The organism is Exiguobacterium sp. s150, from assembly GCF_018618435.1.
In the GTDB taxonomy this organism is placed as follows: Bacteria; Bacillota; Bacilli; order Exiguobacteriales; family Exiguobacteriaceae; genus Exiguobacterium; species Exiguobacterium alkaliphilum.
This window is the reverse complement of record NZ_JACSMC010000096.1, coordinates 1-324: the sequence shown is the minus strand read 5'-3', so window position 1 is coordinate 324 and position 324 is coordinate 1. Positions and strand designations below refer to the sequence as shown.

The window sequence follows — 324 nt, the reverse complement described above, 5'->3', positions numbered from 1 at the left end:
CTCATCTGAAGGCTTGAGCAAAACAGAAATGGACTGCGCTCGCACAAGCACTTCAGAATCCCACTGCTTTAGCTGTGGGAGTGTCAACAGTGGAAACTTTCGACTTATCCAAAGACTTTTCACCCAAATCGAAAGAATATTAGAAATCAATAACCTTGAAACTATCACGACAGAAGTAGTGGAAGCTGCACGAGATAGTTTAGTCATTGGAGTAAAATAAGTAATAAAAAGGACTATTTAGACTGACCTAGCTATATGAGACACTAATAAAAACACCTTATTAGGCTGCCACCACACCATATTTTATCGGTGTGAGGTAGCCTA

Annotated in this window: 1 pseudogene; it reads left to right on the top strand. The window is 39.8% G+C overall.

Features of this window, described 5'->3' with window-relative positions:
* A pseudogene (locus KNP76_RS15910) lies at positions 1-220 on the top strand (hypothetical protein); the annotation flags it as partial.
* Positions 221-324 lie beyond the last annotated feature (104 nt).